Below are 20,927 nucleotides of genomic sequence, written 5' to 3' on the forward strand. Positions count from 1 at the left end.
CGCGTAATATTATATATTTAAAAATCAAGTGTAAAGATAATGAAGATTATTAAATATCTTACAGTATTGTTATTAGTAATAAGCTGCACTCATAAAAGCAATAAAGATGATTTGAATAAGAGGTGGAAAGTAGAGGTTAGCGAGATACAAGAATCTGTTGAAATTAATGATATAGCAAAAGATTTTTACAATTTAGATATTTCAATACCGGATTTCAGAAAAAAATATCCTTTTTATTTGAGTCAGAATACCCCGGATTCCCGATTTGAAAAAGATCGAAGGGATAGTACAGAACTCAATATATATTCTGAAATAAAGAAAAAAGTTTCTAACGATAGAATTAAAACAGAATTAGAGAACCTATTTAAGCATATCAAGTATTATTATCCGGAATTTAAATCTCCCGAAGTATATTTATATTCATCATTTACCTCAGATTATTTGAATCCGATTACATATATTCCACAAAATAATTATTTACTTATTGCTACAGATTGCTTTTTAGGTTTTGATAATAAATACTATAATATGATGAATATAGATAAATATATCCAGAGAACAATGAGCATGGAATATTTTTCATCAAAAACGGCAAAAGAAATAATTAAAGGAATGGCAATAGTCCCGCGAGAGATGAACAGCCAATCTTTTGTTTCACAAATGATTTATCAAGGCAAAATTTTAGTTTTGGAAGATGCCTTTTTGCCTGAAGTAAAAGATTGTTATAAAATAGGATATACCCAAGACCAGATAAATTGGGCGAAAACTAACGAATATGAAATATGGAATTTCTTTATTGAAAGTAATTATGTGTTTAGTGATGATATTTCTTTATCTGATCGGTTTTTATCGTTAGCGCCTTTTTCTAAATTTTATACGGAGGTAGACTCTCAAAGTCCGGGGAGAATAGGTTGTTGGACCGGATGGCAGATTTGTAGAAAATACTTACTTGAAAATCCTCAAATAAGCCTACAAGACTTTATTAAAAATCCTAACCACGAGCAAATATTTGCCAAGTCCAAATATAAGCCCCATCCTGAGATAGATACACACTAATATTTAAAGATACAAAACAACGTAATATTTTAATAGGAGCTAATGAAAGAAACTGAAATAAATTTTAATGTACAATTAGATGAAAACCATATACCCGAAAAAATTGTATGGGCAGCCCCGGACGGAGGAGTAATTGGAGCAGAAAGTAAAGCCATTTTATTATCCGTTTGGGATGATAAAGTTAAAGAAGCTTTAAGGATTGATTTATGGACCAAAGAAATGCCTGTTGATGATATGAAGCGGTTTTTTCATCAAGTATTGCATTCTTTAGGAGATTCTTATCAGAGAGCCACAGATGAGGAAGAAATAGCAGAAGAAATAAGAAAATTTGCAGAATATTTTGCAGATAGGAGTGGTATAAAAATGTAATATTATTTTTAAACTGAATAAGATTTTATTTATCTTATGGGTCTATACCAAATTCTTTTAAATTATACCTTTTTAAGGTCAACTATTAACACGAAATAACAAAAAATGATACTATATAATAGAAATAGAAGATTAAGATCAACTCAAGCCGTAAGAGATTTAGTAAGAGAAACGATTTTAACTACCGATGATTTTATCATGCCGATATTTATTGCAGAAGGAGAAAATATAAAAGAAGAAATTTCTTCTATGCCGGGAATATATCGACAATCATTGGATTTAACAATTAAAGAGGTTAAAGAATTATGGTCTTTAGGAGTTAAAGCGGTGAATATTTATGTAAAAATCAATGAAAATTTAAAAGATAATACAGGCAAAGAAGCATGGAATAAAAACGGCTTAATGCAAAAATCAATCAAAGCTATTAAAGATGCTGTACCCGAAATGGTAATTATGCCGGACGTCGCTCTTGATCCTTATTCAATTTACGGACATGACGGAATTGTTGAAAACGGTAAAATTGTAAATGATGCAACCGTGGATGCATTGGTAAAAATGAGCCTAAGCCATGCAGAAGCAGGAGCAGATTTTATTGCGCCAAGCGATATGATGGATGGAAGAGTTGCAGCAATTAGAGAAGCATTAGAAGAAAATGGATTTGATGAAGTAGGTATTATGAGTTATGCAGCGAAATATGCCAGTTCGTATTACGGTCCTTTTAGAGATGCTCTGGACAGTGCTCCCGGTTTTGGAGATAAAAAAACCTACCAAATGGATTACGGTAACAGTAAAGAAGCCATCAATGAAGCATTGAAAGATATTGAAGAAGGCGCAGATATTGTTATGGTAAAGCCGGGCCTTTCTTATTTAGATATAGTCTCTAAATTAAATGAAATAATAGATGTGCCTATTTCGGTATTTCAGGTTAGTGGTGAATATGCCATGATTAAAGCGGCTGCAAAAAATGGATGGTTAGATAATGATAAAATTATTATTGAAAGCTTAACATGTATAAAAAGAGCAGGTGCCGGTCTTATTTCTACCTATTTTGCCAAAGAAGCTGCTAAACTATTGAATCGATAAATTGTAAGTAATAAATATTTTTATAAGAAGCCTCTTTTATTTCAATAAGAGAGGTTTTTTTATTTAAATTACTAAAATAAGTAGCTCTAAAATTATTTGAAAATAGTATCACTAAAAACAAAAAAGCATACTTAATTATAAGTATGCTTTTTTTAATATTTATTGTCTAAATTATTTTTGTTGTTGATTTAACAAGATACCTCTATAATCGGTAATATCTGACTCTTGAACTAATGATCTTAAAAGTAAAGAAGGCATTTGTTGAGCATATTGACTCATTAAAGAGGTTTTAAGCTGTTTTTTGTCTCCAACTTGTCCTTTAGTAATCGATTTAGTTACAATTACATAAACTCCGCTTTTTCCTTCAATAGCTTTTGAGGTAACTCCTTGTTTTAACCCAAATGCAGCACCCCCCACCTTAGGCTCAAATTCTCCGTTTACTGATGGATTGTCAAAACTTATTGAAGCATTGCTTTTTGTAGTTTTAAATTCAGTTGCTAAGTTGTCAAGTGATTTGTTTCCTGAATTTACTTTTTCAGCAATTATCTTACCCAGCTTTTCATTCCTTACCTCAGTTTCAATTTCATCTCTAACTAAAGAAGGATCTGCCAACCCTTTGCTAAATAAAGATGAAACTCTGGCTACAATATAACTTTGGTCACCGGTAGTGAATACTTCAGTATCACCAAGTTTTCTTTTAGAATCAAACGCCCAAGCAATAATATCAGAATCTTTATCTGTGTGTAATCCGTTCAACATAGAACCAAAACGTACTATGCCTCGTTGTTGTTGAGGTTTATAGTTAGATTTTTTAGCGAAATCAATAAATTCTCTTGATGACTTTCCTTGAATGGATTGTATGAAATTGGTTGATTGTTTACGGGCAGTCTCGATAGTTTCCTCAGAAGGTTTAATTTCTTTCGCAAGATCTGCTAGTTTATAAACAATTTCATCCGGTTTCCTTTGAGATATCATTAATACCAAATATCCCTGAGGAGTTTCAATAACTTCTGCTTTATTTGTAGGAGAAGTTTCTAAAAAACGTTGTAATTTTTTATAAGGAGCAGGGAAATCTTGAGCAGTTGTTAACTTCATTTCACCATTATTTGAGGAAGCCGTCGGATCGTCTGAATATTGAGAAGCTAATTTTGCAAAATCACTAGGATTAGCATTTAATTTTGCTGCTAGTTCATCCGCTTGTTTTTTTGCCTGATCCTTATTTCTGGCGGTTTTAGGCTGTATTTGCTGAGCTCCGGTGTAACTTATTAATATATTTTTAGCAGTTACTGAATCCGTATTTTTTTTAGCTATTAATTTAGATAATACATAGTAACCATTATCTTTATAAGCATTAGAAATTTGTCCGATAGAAGCATTTTTTACCCAATTTTGTATGTTTTGAGGCAATTGCTTTTCGCTTCTGTATTGAGAGATAAAAGGTTTATCTGCAATTTGTGCGGTATTTAATTCGCTGATATATAGTGAATCATTTTTAACCGAACCAAATGCTTGAATGGTATCCCCTTCAATAATGGATTGAGACAATAAGGCATTTAAAGAATGTAATGTGTTATTTTCATCGGAAGGAGTAGGTTTTGCAGAAAAATATACAAAATCTAATGTTCTGTTTTCGTCTATTTTAAATAATGATTTATGTTTTTCAATATAAGCTTTTAAATCTTCATCTGTGACTTTAACAGGGTTTGATTTTTGGTATGCAATGTAATCGATTTTAACGTATTCAATATCTGCAATATTGGATTGATTTTGTGCTAAAAGTTCAATTTCCTTGTTATTGGTTAACATTCCGGAACCGTAAGTACCTAAATATTGTTTACCCATTGCTTGATAACCAAAATTCTTTTTTAAAGTCATCATAGTTTGGAAATATTCTCTGTATTGCGGAGAAGCATTTTGGCTTTCTTCCATTTTTTGGAATTCATCCTGAATCAATTTGGTATTAATATTTCCGCTTTTATCTTTGAATTGAGGATTGTTAAACAAAGGAGAGGATTTGGCCATATTCCAAATCATTTTATCAGTTAAAATTAATCCTGAGGCATTAAATTTTTGCTCAATTAATTTTTGTTCAATTAACGAATTCCAAACTTGTCCTTCCAGTAAATTTTCCGGATATTGCCCTTGGTACTGAGAAGAAAGAAGACTAAGTTGACTATAATATTCCTGGCGAGAGATCGCTTCTTTGTTTACTTTTCCCAAAACATTCGGATCTTTCTTGCCAATTCTGCTCCAATCAATTCCACCTAATAAAAATAATAATAATGCTACAGCAACAAAACCTATTAATAACCCGTTTCTTTTTCTTATTTGTCCAAGAATAGCCATTTATTCGTAATTTAATTTATTTTAATTTACGAAATTACGGTTTCGACATGAAATATGAAAATAATATTTACCTTAATAGTCATTTTTAAAAATAAAAAAAACCTCGCAAGAAAAATCTTGCAAGGCTTTTAAAAATTAAATTTAAAAGTATAGACTATTTATCTATTGACCCGAGGACACGTTTCATAAATGCATTTAAAGCATTTTTTTCATCCATACCCTCTCTCATTAGCTTATTAACTTCAATAGCTCCGTACATATTAGAGAGCACTTCTCCTAAAACATCTAATTCTTCATCTTTCAAACCCGGAGCTTCCGTTAAGTTCTCTAAGGTTTCAATTGTTTCATTGATATAATCTTCATCATTATTTTCAATGAATTGAGTTAAATGTTTAATTATGGGTAACTTCATTTACTAATTCTTGTAAAGGTTCTATTTTATTTGTTTGTATTTGATTAACCAGCTTTCCATCTTTAAAAGAAGCAAAAGTCGGTAAGTTGGTCACATTTGCTAATTTTCTGGATTCAGGAAATTTTTCCGCATCGACAATTAAAAAAGGTATGGTGCTGTTTTCTTCGCCAATTTTTTTAAATTTCGGCTTCATAATTTTACAGTTTCCACACCATGAAGCAGCATACTGAACGAGAACGATCGGAGATTCTTTGATAATTTCACTTAAATTATCTTCTTGTAATTCTTGTACCATTTTTTTGTTTTTTTAATTATGATTAATGAGAAGATAAATAATCCGATACTCCTTTACGATTGGCATTCATCGCATCTTTTCCTTCTTCCCAGTTAGCCGGACATACTTCACCGAATTTTTGAACATGAGTATAGGCATCTATAAGGCGTAAATATTCTTGAACATTTCTTCCTAATGGCATGTCATTAATACTTTCATGGAAAACTTTTCCCTCTTCATCAATTAAAAAGGTTGCTCTGTATGCAACATTGGATCCTTTCAATATCACAGTTTCATAATCTTCATCATATTCGGAAGATTCAATATCTAAAATTCCTAAAATATTAGAAAGATTACGTGTTGTATCTGCTAAGATTGGATAAGTAACTCCTTCTATACCGCCATTATCTTTAGGGGTATTTAACCAGGCAAAGTGTACTTCGTTAGTATCACATGAAGCTCCTATAACTATAGTATTTCTTTTTTCAAATTCAGGTAGTGCTTGTTGAAAAGCATGAAGTTCCGTAGGACAAACGAAAGTAAAATCTTTAGGATACCAAAATAATAAAACCTTTTTATTTTTTTTAGTTGCCTCCTCAAAAATATTGATCTTTAAATCATCCCCCATGTGATCCATGGCATCTATTGAAATGTTTGGAAATTTTTTACCTACTATTGACATAATTTTATTGTTTTGTTTATCAAAATATTATTTCATTTTTTACATTTCAAAATTAGTCAATAAAACAAGAACCTTACGTTGTGTAAGCATAATTCTTTTTTATTGAAGAATAAAAAAAAACTATATACATAAAAAAATTTCACGATAACTTCCCGGATTTTTTAATAAGATAGTAAAAAAAATTAATTTATCCTATTAAATGATATAAACACAAAAGGATGAATTAATTAAAAGATATTAAAATCTGATAGTAATCGGTTATAAAGACATGATTCTGCTAATTCTAATAAAGATTAAAGGCATAAAAACTAAAAAATGAAGGCAGAAGGGGGAAAGGAAATAGGATTAGACTTTATCAATTGCTGTTATTAAGGAATGTTTAAATATTTATGAGTTTGTAAAGAAACTTGCCATTTAGGGTTTTTCATCACATAATCAATGATTTTTGGAGTAACTTTATTCCTATTACTCCACTCAGGTTGTAAATATAAAATGGCATTATCATTTACTTTAGAAGCCTGTTCTTCCGCAAAAATAAAGTCATGATTATTATAAACAATTACTTTTAATTCGTTTGCTTTTGCATACACACTTTCGAGAGGAAGGGCTGTTTTTTTAGGAGACAAACAGATCCAATCAATATGTCCCGATAGAGGATAAGCTCCCGAAGTTTCGATATGTATTCGGCAACCTAAATTTTTTAGTCTGGACGTTAAGGGCTCTAAATTCCACATTAAAGGTTCCCCTCCGGTTAAAACAATGGTTTTCGATTGGGAAGCAGCTGTTTCGGCAATTTTATCTACAGAGCTAACCGGATGAATAGAAGGATTCCAACTTTCTTTTACATCACACCAATGACATCCTACATCACAACCGCCTATTCTTATAAAGTATGCAGCCGTACCGGTATATCTACCTTCCCCTTGAATGGTGTAAAAATGCTCCATAATAGGTAATGATAGACCGGATTCTAAATCCATAGTTATACTATCTTCCATTTACTTATAATTTTTTAGCAAAAACAACTTGCAAAATTACAAAAAAGTAATTATTTATAAAGATTGCTGCCATCAATATAATGGTAGACTTCCGGAGGAAGCATGGGACGAACATTTTTATGTTCTTTAATCATGGAGCGTATTAAGGTAGAAGAAATTTCAATGATAGGAGCGGAAATTTTATGAATATGTGGATGGTCCATAGTTTGTTCCTTCTGAATACTGTTAATTCGAGGATAAACAAATAATGAATGATATTTTAAAATTTGATCATAATTTTTCCATTTATGAAATGAATTCAAATTATCTTCTCCCATTAGTAAAACAAAATCATAGGATGGATATTTTTCTTTAAGTACAACCAACGTATCAATGGTATAGGAAGGTTTGGGTAAAGTAAATTCAACTGAAGAAGATCTGAAATGAGGGTATTTTTCAATGGCAAGGTTTACCATTTCCAATCTGTGATGATCTTTTAACAGAGTAGATTTATTTTTGAAAGGGTTTTGCGGAGTTACAACAAACCAGATTTGGGTAAGGTTTGAATTTTCAATGATATAATTTGCAATGATTAAATGTCCTATATGAATAGGATTAAATGATCCGAAAAATAAACCAACTTTCATTCAACAAAGTTACAAATCCTCATAAAATTTAACATCTTTAATTTGAAGTTGATAAAAAGTTTTGCCTTGCCAATAATTTTCATATAAAGTGAAAACCATATCAAAAGGATATTTTTCAAATTTAGGCAAAAGATGACCCATTTTAAAGGCGATAGCTTCAAATGAATTTTTAATGGAATCTTGGAAAACAATAATTTTTAAATGGGAACGATCCTTACCCATAAGCGTATAATCGCCTCCAAAATGTACATTTTTGGCTAAAAATACAGGACGCAAATTAGCCGGACCAAATGGAGCAAAATAACTGATAAGTTTGAAAAAACGTTTATTTATTACGGATAGAGATATTTCTTCGTCTATTTCAATAGTTGGCGTTCTTTGACTTTCCTTAATCGTTTCTTTAACAACAGATTCAAATTTTTCTTTAAAGGGTAAAAAATTCTCTTTTTTTATCGAGAGCCCTGCAGCATACATATGACCTCCAAATTGTTCCAAATACTCAGAGGTTTTTTCCAGAGTTTTATAAATATCAAAACCGGTAACACTTCGAGCAGAAGCAACCAGGTCTTTATTTTTTCCTTCTGTAAAGACTAAAGTAGGCCTGTAATATTCTTCAATTAATCGGGAAGCTACAATTCCAATGACCCCTTTGTGCCATTTGCGATTAAAAACAATGGTGGAATAAGTACTGGTTTGACCTGTTTTTATAATTTCTTGAATGGCTTCGGAAGTGATATTGGCATCAAGCTCTCGACGTTCGTTATTAAGCTCATTAATTTGAGTATAGATCTTTCGAGCTTCAATGTCATTAGTTGTAATAAGTAGCTTTACAGCATTGCTTGCATGGCTGATTCTTCCTGCAGCATTTATTTTAGGAGCTATTCCAAATACAATATTATTAATTGAAAAAGCTTCACGAGTTTCTTTGGGTAAAAAAACCTTTAAACCTACTCTGGGTTTTTCCAACAATTGTTTCAAACCAAATGCAGCTAAAATTCGATTTTCACCGGTTATCGGTACAATATCGGCAGCGATACTGATAGCTACTAAGTCTAAGTAGGGAAATATATCTTCCTGTGGAATTTGTTTTTGAGAGGATAAAGCTTGAATAAGCTTAAAGCCAACTCCACATCCGCTTAAAAATTTATAGGGATACTTGCAATCTGATCTTTGCGGATCTAAAATAGCAACCGCTTCCGGAAGAACTTCATCCGGCAAATGATGATCGCATACGATAAAATCAATGTTTTTATCTTTTGCATAAGAAATCTTATCTTTTTCTTTAATTCCGCAATCTAATGCAATTATTAAAGAAAAACCATTAGCAGCGGCAAAATCGATGCCCTGATAGGAGATGCCATATCCTTCTTCATATCTATCCGGTATATAATAATCGATATGCTTATAAAAAGAATTAAGAAAAAGATACATCATTGCCACAGAAGTAGTACCATCCACATCGTAATCTCCATAAATAAGTATTTTTTCATTAGTATTTATGGCCTTTTCGATTCTTTCTACAGCAATGTTCATGTCCTTTAGAAGAAAAGGGTCATGAAGTTGATCAAGCGAAGGTTTAAAAAAAGTTTTAGTTTCATCAAATGTAGAAACACCTCGTTTTAAAAGAAGGCTGGTAATTTCCACAGGGAATCCCAGTTCTTCAGCTAGTTTTTGGGCTTTATTTGGATCAGGTTGAGGTAAAATTAACCAACGATTTCGCATAGTTTACAAATGTATATAATTTTAGTAAATATGAGTACTTTGATTTTATCTTTTATAATTATAGAAGATTGGCTAAAAAAAGATTGAATGTTTTTATATATTTGATTAAAAATAAAATATAATGGAAAAATTAAGAATTTTATTCTTTTATGTATGGCTGTTTAGCTTATACTCTTGTAATCCGGGACCCGGAAAATTTAATGACAATTTAATGGAAAATTTAAATAGAGCAGACAGGGAATATACCACCTTTTATGCTATGGTTGAACAGCACCCTGATACCGGTGACTTTGTTTCCGTCACCAAAAAAGGAAAAGTTGCTTCTGAAGAATTGGAAAAATTGATTAACAAAATTAACGGCTATGAAGTACCCAAAGATGGGGAAGATTTAAAAAACTTATGTGAAGAGTATATCCATAATATGATTACATCGATAAAAGGATTTACTTCAAAAGAAAAATTAACAAAAGATCAATTTGAAAAAGCATTAGAAGACATGGATGTAAATGAAGTTAAATTAAATGAAATTGACGGTAAAATTGTAGAAGCCCAAAAATCATTTGCCAACAAAAGAGGGTTTGAGTTAAAGGATTCATCATCAAATAAAAGATAAATATGGATAAATTTTATTATTGTTACCAAAGTGTTAAATAGTTAAGGAATTTAATTTCTCTTAGTTTTTTACAAACACTTAAATTTATTAATTTATTACCTTTGCTTAAATCAAAAGAAAGATGATTAACAAAGAAAAATTTTTACTCAAATCTTATGAACTGGGAATAATAAAATTTGGTGAATTCACTTTAAAAAGTGGGATTCTTTCTCCTTTTTACGTTGATTTACGACCATTAGCCTCCAGTCCGGAATTACTAAGCGAATTGTCACAACTTTTATTGGCTATGCTAAAAGATTGTAGGCACGAACTTATTTGCGGTGTTCCCTATGCGGCTTTACCTATGGCTACGGCGATGTCTTTAGAATCTAAAGTGCCATTAATTATAAAAAGAAAAGAGAGTAAAAATTACGGGACGAAAAAAATGTTGGAAGGGATCTTTAAAGAAGGACAACGTTGCGTACTCGTGGAAGATGTAATAACAAGTGGGAAAAGTTTGCTTGAAACGATAGAAGAGGTAGAAAAAGAAGGACTAAAAGTAAAAGATATTGTTGTAGTATTAGATAGGCAACAAGGGGGTAAAGAATTATTGGAAAGCAAAGGATATCATGTTCACACTTTATTCAGTATTGAAAATGTAATTGATATTCTGTACAATCATGAATTTTTAAATCAATCACAGGTTGTTAAAATCAAAGACTTTCTTAAAGAAAAACCAACGGTACAATTAAGTGCTCCTCGATTAACCTATGAGGAAAAATTAGAATTACAGAATCATTCGGTTTCTAAGAAGCTGATCGAAATTGCATTATCAAAAAAAACCAACTTAATTGCTTCCTTAGATACCCATAAATCTGCAGAAATTTTAAAATTAGCGCATCAAATAGGAGATTCCATTGTGGCTGTTAAATTGCATTCAGATATAATTTCAGACTTTACTGAAAATTTTATACACGAATTGAAAGAGATTGCAGCAGCTAAAAACTTTTTATTATTCGAGGACAGAAAATTTGGAGATATTGGTAATACACAACATATGCAGTTTACCGGAGGAATTTATAAAATCTCAGAATGGGCAGATTTAATAACTTCTCATGTTATAGCCGGAGAAGAAAGCTTACAAGTATTTGGTGAAAAAACCGGAGTAGTAACTATTGCAGAAATGTCGTCAAAAGGAACTTTAACAGATGAAAACTATAAGTCGAAAGCGATCGAAATTTCAAGTAAAGTTTCCAATGTAATAGGATGTGTTGCCCAATCCAAACTACCTTCTGCTTTATTGTTATTCACTCCGGGGGTGAATTTAACTGAATCAGGAGATTCCAAAGGACAGCAATTCAATACCCCTGAAAAAGTATTCTCCGACTATCATACAGATTTTATTATTGTCGGCAGAGGCATTTACGGAGCTAAGAATCCGGAAGAAGCTGCCAAGAAATATAAAGAAGAAGGCTGGAAAGCATATTTAAAGAATTGTTAATATTACATTATTAAAACATTTTGACGGAAAGAATAATAATAGGAATCGATCCCGGAACGAATGTTATGGGATTTGGGATTATTAGTGTAGTGGGTAATAAAATGAAGCTGTTGTGCATTGATGAGCTAATTCTTAAAAAGGTTGAATCTCATGCATTAAAGCTTAAAAAAATATTTGATAAAACCTTATCGCTGATTGATACCTATCATCCGGATGAATTGGCAATTGAAGAACCCTTTTACGCTAAAAATGTGCAGTCTATGTTAAAATTAGGCAGAGCACAAGGTGTTGCTATGGCTGCCGGCTTACTAAGAGAAATTCCTATTACAGAATATTTTCCTAAAAAAGTTAAAATGTCAATAACAGGAAACGGTAATGCATCCAAAGAACAAGTTGCAGGAATGTTAAAAACTTTATTGAATTTAAAAGATTTTCCTACTCGATATTTGGATGCTTCCGATGGACTGGCTCTGGCAGTGTGCCACTTTTTAAACAGTAGAGTTTCCTCATCCGCAAATACTTCAAAATCATATTCGGGGTGGGATTCCTTTGTGAAAAATAATCCAAAAAGAGTGGGCAGTTGATAAGGTCGTGAAATGAAAAAATCGATTGAAAGGTTTTTAATTAAAACTCAATTGTGGGTTTCTTTCATGATTTCATTATTATGTCTATTTTTTGGAAGTTTAAATCACTCCGTAAATTACAACAGAATTGCAATAATTTTTTTTTCTGCCTTAGCTGCTTATAATTTTATTTGCTTTCAAAATACTTGGTCGCGAAATATCTTAAAAAAACTTTCTTTTCATATTTCAATCATCAGTTTAATACTTGTGGCTTTTATAGTATGTAAGGAAAAAGATTTACTACAATTTTTTCATATTGCATTTATTGGAAGTATTGTAATCATGTATAATTCGGATTTTATAAAGATTCCATTTAGAAACATTCCTTTATTAAAAATTTTTATTATATCATTTGCATGGGCCTATGCGATTCTATATATAGGAAATTCGGGTAATCGTAATACGTTTGCAGAATTTTTAATTCTGTATTTTTTTATCATAGGTATAACTCTGCCTTTTGATATTTGCGACATGAAAAAAGATGTTATTTGTACAATACCCAACTATTTAGGAATACGAAAAAGCAAAGGTATTGCTTGTATATGTTTATTTCTATCTGCACTAGTTTTTGCTTTGACTTTTTATAAGCAAGGCGATTTAATCTATGTGACAGCATGGGAAGTGGTGTGTATAATCAGTATGGGTATGGTAGTATTTATGGGAAAAACACATCAATTTTTTTACACCCGTTTTTGGATGGAAGCTTGTTCTGCATTACCCATAATTATTATATGGTTGCAAAAAATAAGAGTCGTTTTATAAAATAAAACGACTCTTGCACTCATTAAAAGTTGTTATGAGTTTTAACGGAATCTGTCTACAGATTTTATGAGCTTTTCATCCTTATTGATGTACTTATTTGCCATGGCAAGCAGAATAATCAGCAGGACCGGGACGAGTAGCTCAACACCTTTCTCAGGAAGTATAGTACTTCCTCCAGATGAATTTAGCAAATCATAAACCATAAAACCGATCAACAATACGTTTATAATTATATTTATATAATTAATTTTTCTTTGAACATTTCTGCTTTTAAAGCAGAATAGGGAAATAAAAGCTAACAATCCGATGAGGAACAAAAGGAACATATCTGTTAAATCATTAGGAATGAAATCGGTTATATAACCGACAGCAAATCCTAGTATACCGGCTAATGATAGATAAATACTTTGAATTCTTTGGATCAAAATTTCGCTTTTTTGAACAGCAAATGTATAAAAAATTAGCGTTTTAATAAAATATTTTGTAATATTGCTGAATAATCTACTAAAGATTAGTGCATTATTTTTCATAAAGTTACCACTTTATTCTTTTATAAAATAATCAAAATCAATATTTTACGTAATTTTCGAGTAATTTTAAAATCATACTAAACATAACTTATGTTTGAGGAACAAAAGCTTAAAGCAATGAAAGTGGCTGATTTGCAGTCTATTGCTAATGAATTAAAAATTAAAAGTTCAGGATTAAAAAAATCAGAATTAATTGAATTAATTTTAGCTCATCAAAACAAACAAACACACCATAATGAGTCGGAAAAATCAACCGATGAAGAGCCTATAATAACGGAAAAAAGACAAAGAAAAAGAATACCTGCTAAACAACAGCAGAGAGATACTTTATTTTCTAAAGAAGAAGTGGTTGAAAATAAAAGTTCCCAAGATGATGACTCACTAATAGATGATGACGTTCAAAAAGAAGTTTCGGAAAATGATGAAGATTTTAAAATTGATATCCCGGTTTACAGAAAGCCGCAAGTTATATTAAGAAAAAGTGCAGACAGCACTCATTTTCAAAAAACTACAGTTTCTAAGGATGATAAAAAGCTTTTTGATGAAGAGCCTAAAACCAATTATCAAAGCCCGAAGAAAAACAATATTAAGGAATATGCTAACAGACCGCATACCAATGGTAATAAATATCGTTCCTCCGATTATGAATTTGAGGGTATTATAAAAACAGAAGGAGTTTTAGAGATCACTCAGGACGGATATGGTTTTTTACGTTCTTCTGACTTTAATTACCTTTCATCTCCCGATGATGTATATGTTTCTCCTTCCCAAATTAAGCTTTTCGGACTTAAGACCGGAGATACTGTTACCGGAGAAGTTCGTCCACCGAAAGAAGGTGAAAAATTTTTCCCTTTAGTTAAGATTATCGAAATAAACGGAAGAGATCCTTTATTTGTTAGAGATCGAGTATCATTCGAGCATTTAACTCCCTTATTTCCTGAAGAAAAATTTAAATTAGCAGGTAAAGGAGCTACTTTGTCAACTCGTGTAGTAGATTTATTCTCTCCTATTGGAAAAGGACAAAGAGGGATGATCGTTGCTCAGCCTAAAACAGGTAAAACAATTTTACTTAAAGATATTGCCAATGTAATTTCCATAAATCATCCGGAAGTTTACATGATTGTATTATTGATAGACGAACGTCCGGAGGAGGTAACCGACATGCAAAGAAGCGTCAAAGGAGAAGTAATTGCTTCAACTTTTGATGAATCAGCCGAAAAACATGTAAAAGTTGCCAATATTGTTCTGTCTAAAGCACAAAGAATGGTGGAATGTGGACACGATGTAGTAATATTGTTAGATTCCATTACCCGTTTGGCTCGTGCTTATAATACGGTTTCTCCGGCATCCGGTAAAGTACTTTCCGGAGGGGTAGATGCCAATGCACTTCATAAACCTAAACGTTTCTTTGGAGCAGCAAGAAATATTGAAGGAGGAGGTTCTCTTACTATTATTGCAACGGCATTGATAGATACCGGATCTAAAATGGATGAAGTAATTTTTGAGGAATTTAAAGGTACCGGTAATATGGAGCTTCAACTGGATCGAAAAATTGCCAATAAACGTATTTATCCGGCTATTGATTTGGTTTCGTCTTCAACACGTCGTGACGATTTATTATTAGACCCGGTTTCTCAACAAAGAATGTGGATATTAAGGAATCATTTGGCAGATATGAATCCATTGGAAGCTATGGAGTTCTTAAAAATGAGATTAGACCGATCTCTTTCCAATGAAGAATTCTTATTAACGATGAATCAATAAAATAGCTAATAAAAATATATAGTATAGATAAAAAGGCTGTTAATTTAACAGCCTTTTTTATTGATAAAAATCTAAAACTAGGATATTTATATTTGAAATTTGAAAAAGTTTTTTTAAATGAAATGTGTGATACAAATATAAGCTAAAATTAATTATTTCATGAATTTGGAACGACTTCTCATTTGAGGGTTGATCATATTGCTTCTCGAAACATTTACTCTTTTCATTTGTTCTTTCATCATTTTAATTTGATCTCCCAGCATGTTGGAAGTATCTAATTTTTTAGCTTCAGTTAAAAAACGTTCTGCCTCATTTTTATTACCTCTCATCATAGCTCCTGCCGCCAAATTTAGTGTAGCCAATGCGCGATCGTGTTTAAAGCTTAAACCGTAATCCAAAGCTGTTTTCATATACGATTCGGCCTTAGCAGCATTGCCTTGAGCCTCAGTAATCCCCATAAGATAGTTATAATATCCGTATTGTTTTCTTACTAATTGACTTTTCACATTAGTAATTTTGTCCAACCAGGAACGAGCACCTACAAGATCTTGTTTTCTCAGTTTCCAAAAAGCTAATAAAATATATTCGTTTCTGAAAAATAATAAAATAGGCAGGGCAGAAAGAATAACCAATAGAATTCCTAATCCTATTTGACGATTAAACATCAGATAAATGCCCAATCCGATTATGAGGGCTGCAATAACAAGTTTTATATATTTATTCATGGTAAAGTCTTCAAATTTCGACAAAGGTAACAATAAGTGTTGAAAAAATAAGGATTAATAAAAATGTGAAAAGTACTTTTAATGAAAATAGCACAAAAAAATAAGTTAACCTGTCAACCAGTTATTTAATCTTATTTATTTGTATATCCGAAATTTTTTAAATCCCGATCATTGGATCTCCAATCTTTTTTTACTTTGACATAAAGGTTGAGGAAAATCTTTTTATTAAAAAATTTTTCTAAGTCTAGCCGAGCTTCCGTCCCTACTTTTTGAATTTTTTGTCCTTTATGACCGATAAGAATGCCTTTTTGTGTGTTTCTTTCTACATAAATAGTCGATTCAATACGGATAATATGATCTTCTTCTTTAAAGCTTTCGGTAACGACTTCTACAGAATAAGGAATCTCTTTTTGATAATTAAGCAATATTTTTTCCCGAACAGTCTCGTTCACAAAAAAACGTTCCGATAAGGTGGTAAATTGTTCTTTATCATAATAAGGAGGCATTTCCGGCAATAAACTTTTAATTTTTGGAAGAATTAATTCGGTATTGAGAGAATGTAAGGCAGATATAGGAAGAATTTCTGCATTTGGTAATTGGTTATGCCAAAATGCAACGCTTTCTGATATAGTTGAAGCATCTTTAGCTTTATCAACTTTATTTAGTAATACAATAACAGGTATTTTTACCGAATTTAATTTTTTAACTAAAAATTCTGAAGGATTTTTTTCTTCGCCAAATTCTGTGATAAATAAAATCAAATCAGCATCTTCAAAAGACTCTTTTACAAAATCATTCATTTTTTCCTGCAACTCATAAGCAGGATTTTGTATGATTCCGGGGGTATCGGAAAATATAATTTGTGTATTTTCATCGTTCCAAATTCCATATACTCGATGACGGGTAGTTTGTACTTTTGGAGTTACGATGGATAGCTTTTCTCCTATTAATTGATTTATCAAAGTGGATTTTCCTACATTGGGTTTACCTACAATGCTGACAAATCCTGAGTGGTGTGACATGAAATTAATTTTTTGATAAAATTATAAAGTTATTTAGTATTGGAACGATATTTTTTATTCAAGGCTTGTAAAATAGCCCAAGTTTCAGCATCTACATTGCCATCAGCTTTTTCAGGTCTGAAATGCCATTGAAATGCACGGATAGTTAGAAATGTATTTTTGTCCCATTCTCCGGTTAAATCTATTTTATAACCGTATTTTTTAAGTGCTTTCTGAAATTCCAACGGAGAACTGTAAGGGTAGGTATCCGGAATATATTGAGTCAAATAATACTCTTTGTCATACTCCTCATACCAAGCTCCAATTCCATACTGAGTATATAACTCTTTCCAAGGAAACATAGGCCCGGGATCTTGTTTTCTTAACGGGGCTATATCGCTGTGCCCCACAACATTCACAGGGTCAATCTCGTAACGATTAATAATGTTTTTGGATAAAGTCGCAACTTTCTTAATCTGATATTTTGGAAAATAAGTAAATATTAATGAATCTTTTATTTTAGTGTATCCTTTATTTACTATTTCAATACCTATGGAGGTATCATTTAAATTCTCTGTTCCATTCCATGAGCTCACTCCCGCATGCCAGGCTCTTTTGTCCTCACTAACTAAGATATCAATGGTATCGTTCGGCTGGTCTGTGATTAAATAATGAGCGCTTACTTGCCCTTTTTTAGCCAATATCTTAACAGAGGTTGGATAATCTGAAACTGTATAGTGCAAAACCAAAAATTTAATTCTTTCATTAAATGCAACGGAAGGGAAATTTTTTTGAGAAATAACATATTCCGGAAGGTTGGCTTCGGTTATGATGTGATATTTAGGATTAGCATGGGTTATATATACAGTATCTCTAATAACCTTGCTATCAACGATAATCTTTTTTTGTGATCCACAGCTTACTAAGAAGAAGAGTGTACAACACAAAATGTTGAATTTTATTATTTGTATCATTTATTTTATTATATAATAACAAAGTTAAAAAACAGTAAAATAATTATAAGTCAAAAATTTTAAAAAAATACTTGCATAAGTAAAATCTTACACTTACTTTTGCACTCCAAATTAGTTGGAATTCGGACTAAATTTGGAGAGTTGCCGGAGTGGTTAACGGAGCAGTTTGCTAAACTGTCGACAGGAAACTGTCGCGTGGGTTCGAATCCCACACTCTCCGCATTAACACACAAGGTATATTCGGGGTGTAGCGCAGGTGGTAGCGCATCTGGTTTGGGACCAGAGGGTCGCAGGTTCGAGTCCTGTCACCCCGACTTGATAAATCAGAAAGGGGTCGCGTAGCTCAGCTGGATAGAGCATCTGCCTTCTAAGCAGACGGTCAAAGGTTCGAATCCTTTCGCGATCACAATATAGTTATAAAGACTTTCAATTTTTTGAAAGTCTTTTTTATTTTCTACAAAGTACTTAATGAAACTCTCTTTTTTTAGTTTGTTTTTTGTTTTTTGCTTTTCAATTATTATTATATAGTCAGAAAATAGAAGAAATAATTGTTTTAATTTCCTCCAAAATCCAATTCCTTTGTTTATTAATTAATAGGCATGCTTTTTATCTTAAAAAGAGATATATTTTTTAAGAAAAAAATAATCATGAAAATAAATGATTAACTTATACTGGATAACTTTTTAGATTAGTGAAATCTAAAATTATAAGTTTTTCCAACGTAAATCTAAAAGGAGATTAAATGAGTTTGTGCACAAGATAAAAAATGAATCAAAATATGTATATTTGAACTCGCTCATTTATATTAATCAAATATGTCTAATAAAAATCATTTTTCAGAAACCTTTGATGATGGAACTAAGGCAAAATTAGAAATCTTTCGCAATTATTTTAATGAATGGCTACCTGTATTCATTTCGTCAGAAAAAAATAATTATTGGAAAAATATTTTTATATATGATTTTTTTTCGGGTGAAGGAATGGATTGTGATAATAACTATGGGAGCCCTTTAATAATTTTAGATGTATTGAATCGATCTGATAATGTACTTAAAACATCTGTCAAAATAAATGTTATTCTAAATGATATGAAAAAGAAAAGATATAACATTTTAGAGAAAAATGTTAGTAACTTTAAATATGATAAAGAAAAAATAAAGGTTAGAATATTTAATAAATCGTTTAAGGATTTATTTTTAGAATTATATCCAAAAATGATTAAAAATAAAGAATTGCCTAGATTAATGTTTTTAGACCAGTTTGGGATTAAGGAAATTACTGAAGATATATTTAAAAAATTAGTAAGCTTTAAAAGAACTGATTTTATATTTTTTATTTCATCATCATTTATTAATAGGTTTAGTGGTCAAAATGAATTTCAAAATTACATTAAAATTACAAAGAAGGAATTTGAAAAATCTAAACCTTTCCATTGTCATAAGGTAGTTTTTGAATATTATAAATCTTTAATTGACACAGATTATATGTTAGCTCCTTTTTCAATAAAAAAAGGAAAAAATATTTATGGATTAATTTTTGGTTCTAACCATTCATATGGCATTGAAAAATTTTTAAAGGTCGCATGGAAGATTAATCCTAATACTGGAGATGCTAATTTTAATATAGACGAAGAAAAAATAATAGATGGACAATTTTCAATGTTTGAGGAAGATAATACAATAAAAAAATTAGGATTATTAGAAAAAGAAATAAAAAAAGAAATTTTTGTTAATAAAGAAAAATCATTACATAGAATATATTTAAAAACTTTAGAATTTGGCTGTCTGCCTAAACATTGTAATGAAATATTAAGAAAACTAGTAAAAGAAAATAAAATTGAACCAGTTAAGACTGTTAGAGAAAAAATACATAAATTAATTAATAAACCGATAGAAATCAAAAAAAAAATAAAGTGAAGCGGTCAAAAATAGAATGGACAGATGCCACTTGGAATCCTTCAACGGGATGTAATAAAATAACAGCAGGTTGTAAATTCTGCTATGCTGAAGTAATGGCAAAAAGGTTACAAGCTATGGGAACACCAGGTTATGAAGATGGTTTTAAATTTACATTAATGCCTGAAAGGCTGGAAGTACCCAAAAATATAAAAAAGCCCACTAAATTTTTTGTAAATTCTATGAGTGATTTATTTCATGAAAAAATGACCATAGAATTTTTGGATAAAGTTTTTAAAGTAATTGACGAAACGCCTCAACATCAATATCAGATTCTAACTAAAAGAGAAAAGAGATTAGAGGAATATTTTAAGGATAAAAAAGTCCCTGATAATGTTTGGCTTGGAGTTACAGTTGAATACGCTAAGACTAAACATAGAATAGATGTTCTAAGAAAAATTGATGCAAAAATTAGATTTTTATCAATAGAACCATTGATTGGGGCGATGGGAGATTTAGATTTGACTGGAATTCATTGGGTTATTGTTGGAGGAGAAAGTGGGGTAAAAGCTAGACCCATGAAGCCTATGTGGGCTATAGATATTCAGAATCAATGTGATAATCAAAATGTTGCTTTCTTTTTTAAACAATGGGGTACTTGGGGGGAAGATGGAATAAGAAGAAGTAAAAAAGCTAATGGTAGAATTTTACTAGGAAAAGAGTGGAATGAAGAGCCTGAATATGAAATTAAAGATTTTGATATACTAAAAAATAAATTAATATAATATTTATCAGAATTTCTGATATTAAAGATTAAAACTTTTAAGGTAAAATAATTTTTTTAATGAAATAAGAGTAATTTATGGTTAATTACTGGAAATCAGAATGTATTCCCCATAAGTATTAGACTTACGAAATATATTATCTCTATTATTAAAGATCTGTTCAAACATGCAATGTAATTTACAACAAATTTAGTTTTTAAAATTTAA

Annotated in this window: 21 protein-coding genes and 3 tRNA genes; 13 read left to right on the forward strand and 11 right to left on the reverse strand. The window is 31.0% G+C overall.

The genetic code is table 11. The annotated features are described in order from the left end of the window. Window positions 1–39 precede the first annotated feature (39 nt). From G8C41_RS09490 to hemB, 3 genes are all read left to right on the forward strand, one after another. The gene (locus G8C41_RS09490) at window positions 40–1,056 is read left to right on the forward strand and encodes a gliding motility protein GldB (RefSeq protein ID WP_166007501.1); all 1,017 of its coding nucleotides are present in this window, start codon (window positions 40–42) and stop codon (window positions 1,054–1,056) included. Window positions 1,057–1,098: 42 nt separating this feature from the next. Further along, window positions 1,099–1,425, forward strand: coding sequence for a gliding motility protein GldC (gene gldC, locus G8C41_RS09495; protein ID WP_160542863.1), 327 nt, complete (start codon window positions 1,099–1,101; stop codon window positions 1,423–1,425). 105 nt (window positions 1,426–1,530) lie between these two features. Continuing rightward, window positions 1,531–2,508 carry a porphobilinogen synthase gene (hemB, locus tag G8C41_RS09500; protein ID WP_166007503.1) on the forward strand — a complete coding sequence of 326 codons (978 nt, stop codon included), beginning with the start codon at window positions 1,531–1,533 and terminating at the stop codon, window positions 2,506–2,508. A gap of 171 nt (window positions 2,509–2,679) precedes the next feature. Here the strand turns inward: hemB and G8C41_RS09505 are convergent, their stop codons facing one another. The 7 genes from G8C41_RS09505 to recJ form a co-directional block, all read right to left on the reverse strand. Beyond that, entirely contained in the window at window positions 2,680–4,854 is a 2,175-nt protein-coding gene (locus G8C41_RS09505) for a SurA N-terminal domain-containing protein (RefSeq protein WP_166007505.1), read from the reverse strand. 154 nt (window positions 4,855–5,008) lie between these two features. Next, window positions 5,009–5,266 (reverse strand): DUF6952 family protein, encoded by a 258-nt coding sequence (locus G8C41_RS09510; protein ID WP_160542860.1) that lies wholly within the window; start codon window positions 5,264–5,266, stop codon window positions 5,009–5,011. Beyond that, a complete protein-coding gene (locus G8C41_RS09515; RefSeq protein ID WP_105296559.1) occupies window positions 5,247–5,561 on the reverse strand; it encodes a thioredoxin family protein in 315 nt (104 codons plus the stop codon). Before G8C41_RS09515 ends, G8C41_RS09510 begins: the two co-directional genes overlap by 20 nt. A gap of 22 nt (window positions 5,562–5,583) precedes the next feature. After that, a complete protein-coding gene (locus tag G8C41_RS09520) occupies window positions 5,584–6,222 on the reverse strand; it encodes a peroxiredoxin (RefSeq protein WP_160542859.1) in 639 nt (212 codons plus the stop codon). A 368-nt stretch (window positions 6,223–6,590) separates the two neighbouring features. Further along, window positions 6,591–7,220: a 7-carboxy-7-deazaguanine synthase QueE gene (locus G8C41_RS09525; protein WP_160542858.1), complete on the reverse strand. Its 630-nt coding sequence runs from the start codon at window positions 7,218–7,220 to the stop codon at window positions 6,591–6,593. Between the two features lie 50 nt (window positions 7,221–7,270). Continuing rightward, window positions 7,271–7,846 (reverse strand): nicotinate (nicotinamide) nucleotide adenylyltransferase, encoded by a 576-nt coding sequence (gene nadD / locus G8C41_RS09530; protein ID WP_166007507.1) that lies wholly within the window; start codon window positions 7,844–7,846, stop codon window positions 7,271–7,273. A 9-nt stretch (window positions 7,847–7,855) separates the two neighbouring features. Continuing rightward, the gene (gene recJ / locus G8C41_RS09535; protein WP_160567816.1) at window positions 7,856–9,568 is read right to left on the reverse strand and encodes a single-stranded-DNA-specific exonuclease RecJ; all 1,713 of its coding nucleotides are present in this window, start codon (window positions 9,566–9,568) and stop codon (window positions 7,856–7,858) included. Between the two features lie 121 nt (window positions 9,569–9,689). Between recJ and G8C41_RS09540 the strand changes: the two genes are divergently transcribed. The 4 genes from G8C41_RS09540 (at window position 9,690) to G8C41_RS09555 (ending at window position 13,046) form a co-directional block, all read left to right on the forward strand. Next, window positions 9,690–10,181 carry a hypothetical protein gene (locus G8C41_RS09540; RefSeq protein ID WP_160542855.1) on the forward strand — a complete coding sequence of 164 codons (492 nt, stop codon included), beginning with the start codon at window positions 9,690–9,692 and terminating at the stop codon, window positions 10,179–10,181. A gap of 121 nt (window positions 10,182–10,302) precedes the next feature. Next, window positions 10,303–11,661, forward strand: a complete 1,359-nt coding sequence (pyrF, locus tag G8C41_RS09545) for an orotidine-5'-phosphate decarboxylase (protein WP_160567814.1) — start codon at window positions 10,303–10,305, stop codon at window positions 11,659–11,661. A 17-nt stretch (window positions 11,662–11,678) separates the two neighbouring features. Further along, window positions 11,679–12,245, forward strand: a complete 567-nt coding sequence (ruvC, locus tag G8C41_RS09550; RefSeq protein ID WP_166007735.1) for a crossover junction endodeoxyribonuclease RuvC — start codon at window positions 11,679–11,681, stop codon at window positions 12,243–12,245. A gap of 12 nt (window positions 12,246–12,257) precedes the next feature. Continuing rightward, the gene (locus G8C41_RS09555) at window positions 12,258–13,046 is read left to right on the forward strand and encodes a hypothetical protein (protein ID WP_166007509.1); all 789 of its coding nucleotides are present in this window, start codon (window positions 12,258–12,260) and stop codon (window positions 13,044–13,046) included. 41 nt (window positions 13,047–13,087) lie between these two features. Here the strand turns inward: G8C41_RS09555 and G8C41_RS09560 are convergent, their stop codons facing one another. Then, window positions 13,088–13,471, reverse strand: coding sequence for a DUF4293 family protein (locus G8C41_RS09560; protein WP_160594144.1), 384 nt, complete (start codon window positions 13,469–13,471; stop codon window positions 13,088–13,090). Between the two features lie 195 nt (window positions 13,472–13,666). Between G8C41_RS09560 and rho the strand changes: the two genes are divergently transcribed. Continuing rightward, window positions 13,667–15,340, forward strand: a complete 1,674-nt coding sequence (gene rho / locus G8C41_RS09565; RefSeq protein ID WP_166007511.1) for a transcription termination factor Rho — start codon at window positions 13,667–13,669, stop codon at window positions 15,338–15,340. A gap of 152 nt (window positions 15,341–15,492) precedes the next feature. Here rho and G8C41_RS09570 read toward each other — a convergent pair whose 3' ends face one another. From G8C41_RS09570 to G8C41_RS09580, 3 genes are all read right to left on the reverse strand, one after another. Next, a complete protein-coding gene (locus G8C41_RS09570; RefSeq protein ID WP_166007513.1) occupies window positions 15,493–16,065 on the reverse strand; it encodes a DUF2892 domain-containing protein in 573 nt (190 codons plus the stop codon). A gap of 131 nt (window positions 16,066–16,196) precedes the next feature. Beyond that, window positions 16,197–17,087, reverse strand: a complete 891-nt coding sequence (gene era / locus G8C41_RS09575) for a GTPase Era (protein ID WP_105296571.1) — start codon at window positions 17,085–17,087, stop codon at window positions 16,197–16,199. Between the two features lie 29 nt (window positions 17,088–17,116). Then, window positions 17,117–18,040: an N-acetylmuramoyl-L-alanine amidase gene (locus tag G8C41_RS09580; protein ID WP_160567807.1), complete on the reverse strand. Its 924-nt coding sequence runs from the start codon at window positions 18,038–18,040 to the stop codon at window positions 17,117–17,119. Between the two features lie 135 nt (window positions 18,041–18,175). On the opposite strand from G8C41_RS09580, the gene G8C41_RS09585 reads away from it, so the two are divergent. From G8C41_RS09585 to G8C41_RS09605, 5 genes are all read left to right on the forward strand, one after another. Next, window positions 18,176–18,260: transfer RNA gene (locus tag G8C41_RS09585), tRNA-Ser, on the forward strand. Window positions 18,261–18,281: 21 nt separating this feature from the next. After that, window positions 18,282–18,354 (forward strand) — tRNA-Pro (locus tag G8C41_RS09590). An 18-nt stretch (window positions 18,355–18,372) separates the two neighbouring features. After that, window positions 18,373–18,446 (forward strand) — tRNA-Arg (locus G8C41_RS09595). Between the two features lie 409 nt (window positions 18,447–18,855). Further along, a complete protein-coding gene (tcmP, locus tag G8C41_RS09600) occupies window positions 18,856–19,956 on the forward strand; it encodes a three-Cys-motif partner protein TcmP (RefSeq protein WP_166007515.1) in 1,101 nt (366 codons plus the stop codon). Continuing rightward, window positions 19,953–20,720 carry a DUF5131 family protein gene (locus tag G8C41_RS09605; protein ID WP_166007517.1) on the forward strand — a complete coding sequence of 256 codons (768 nt, stop codon included), beginning with the start codon at window positions 19,953–19,955 and terminating at the stop codon, window positions 20,718–20,720. The genes tcmP and G8C41_RS09605 overlap by 4 nt, the downstream gene beginning before the upstream one ends. Window positions 20,721–20,927: the final 207 nt, after the last annotated feature.

Origin of the sequence: Apibacter sp. B3706 (assembly GCF_011082725.1) — a bacterium.
Lineage (GTDB): Bacteria > Bacteroidota > Bacteroidia > Flavobacteriales > Weeksellaceae > Apibacter.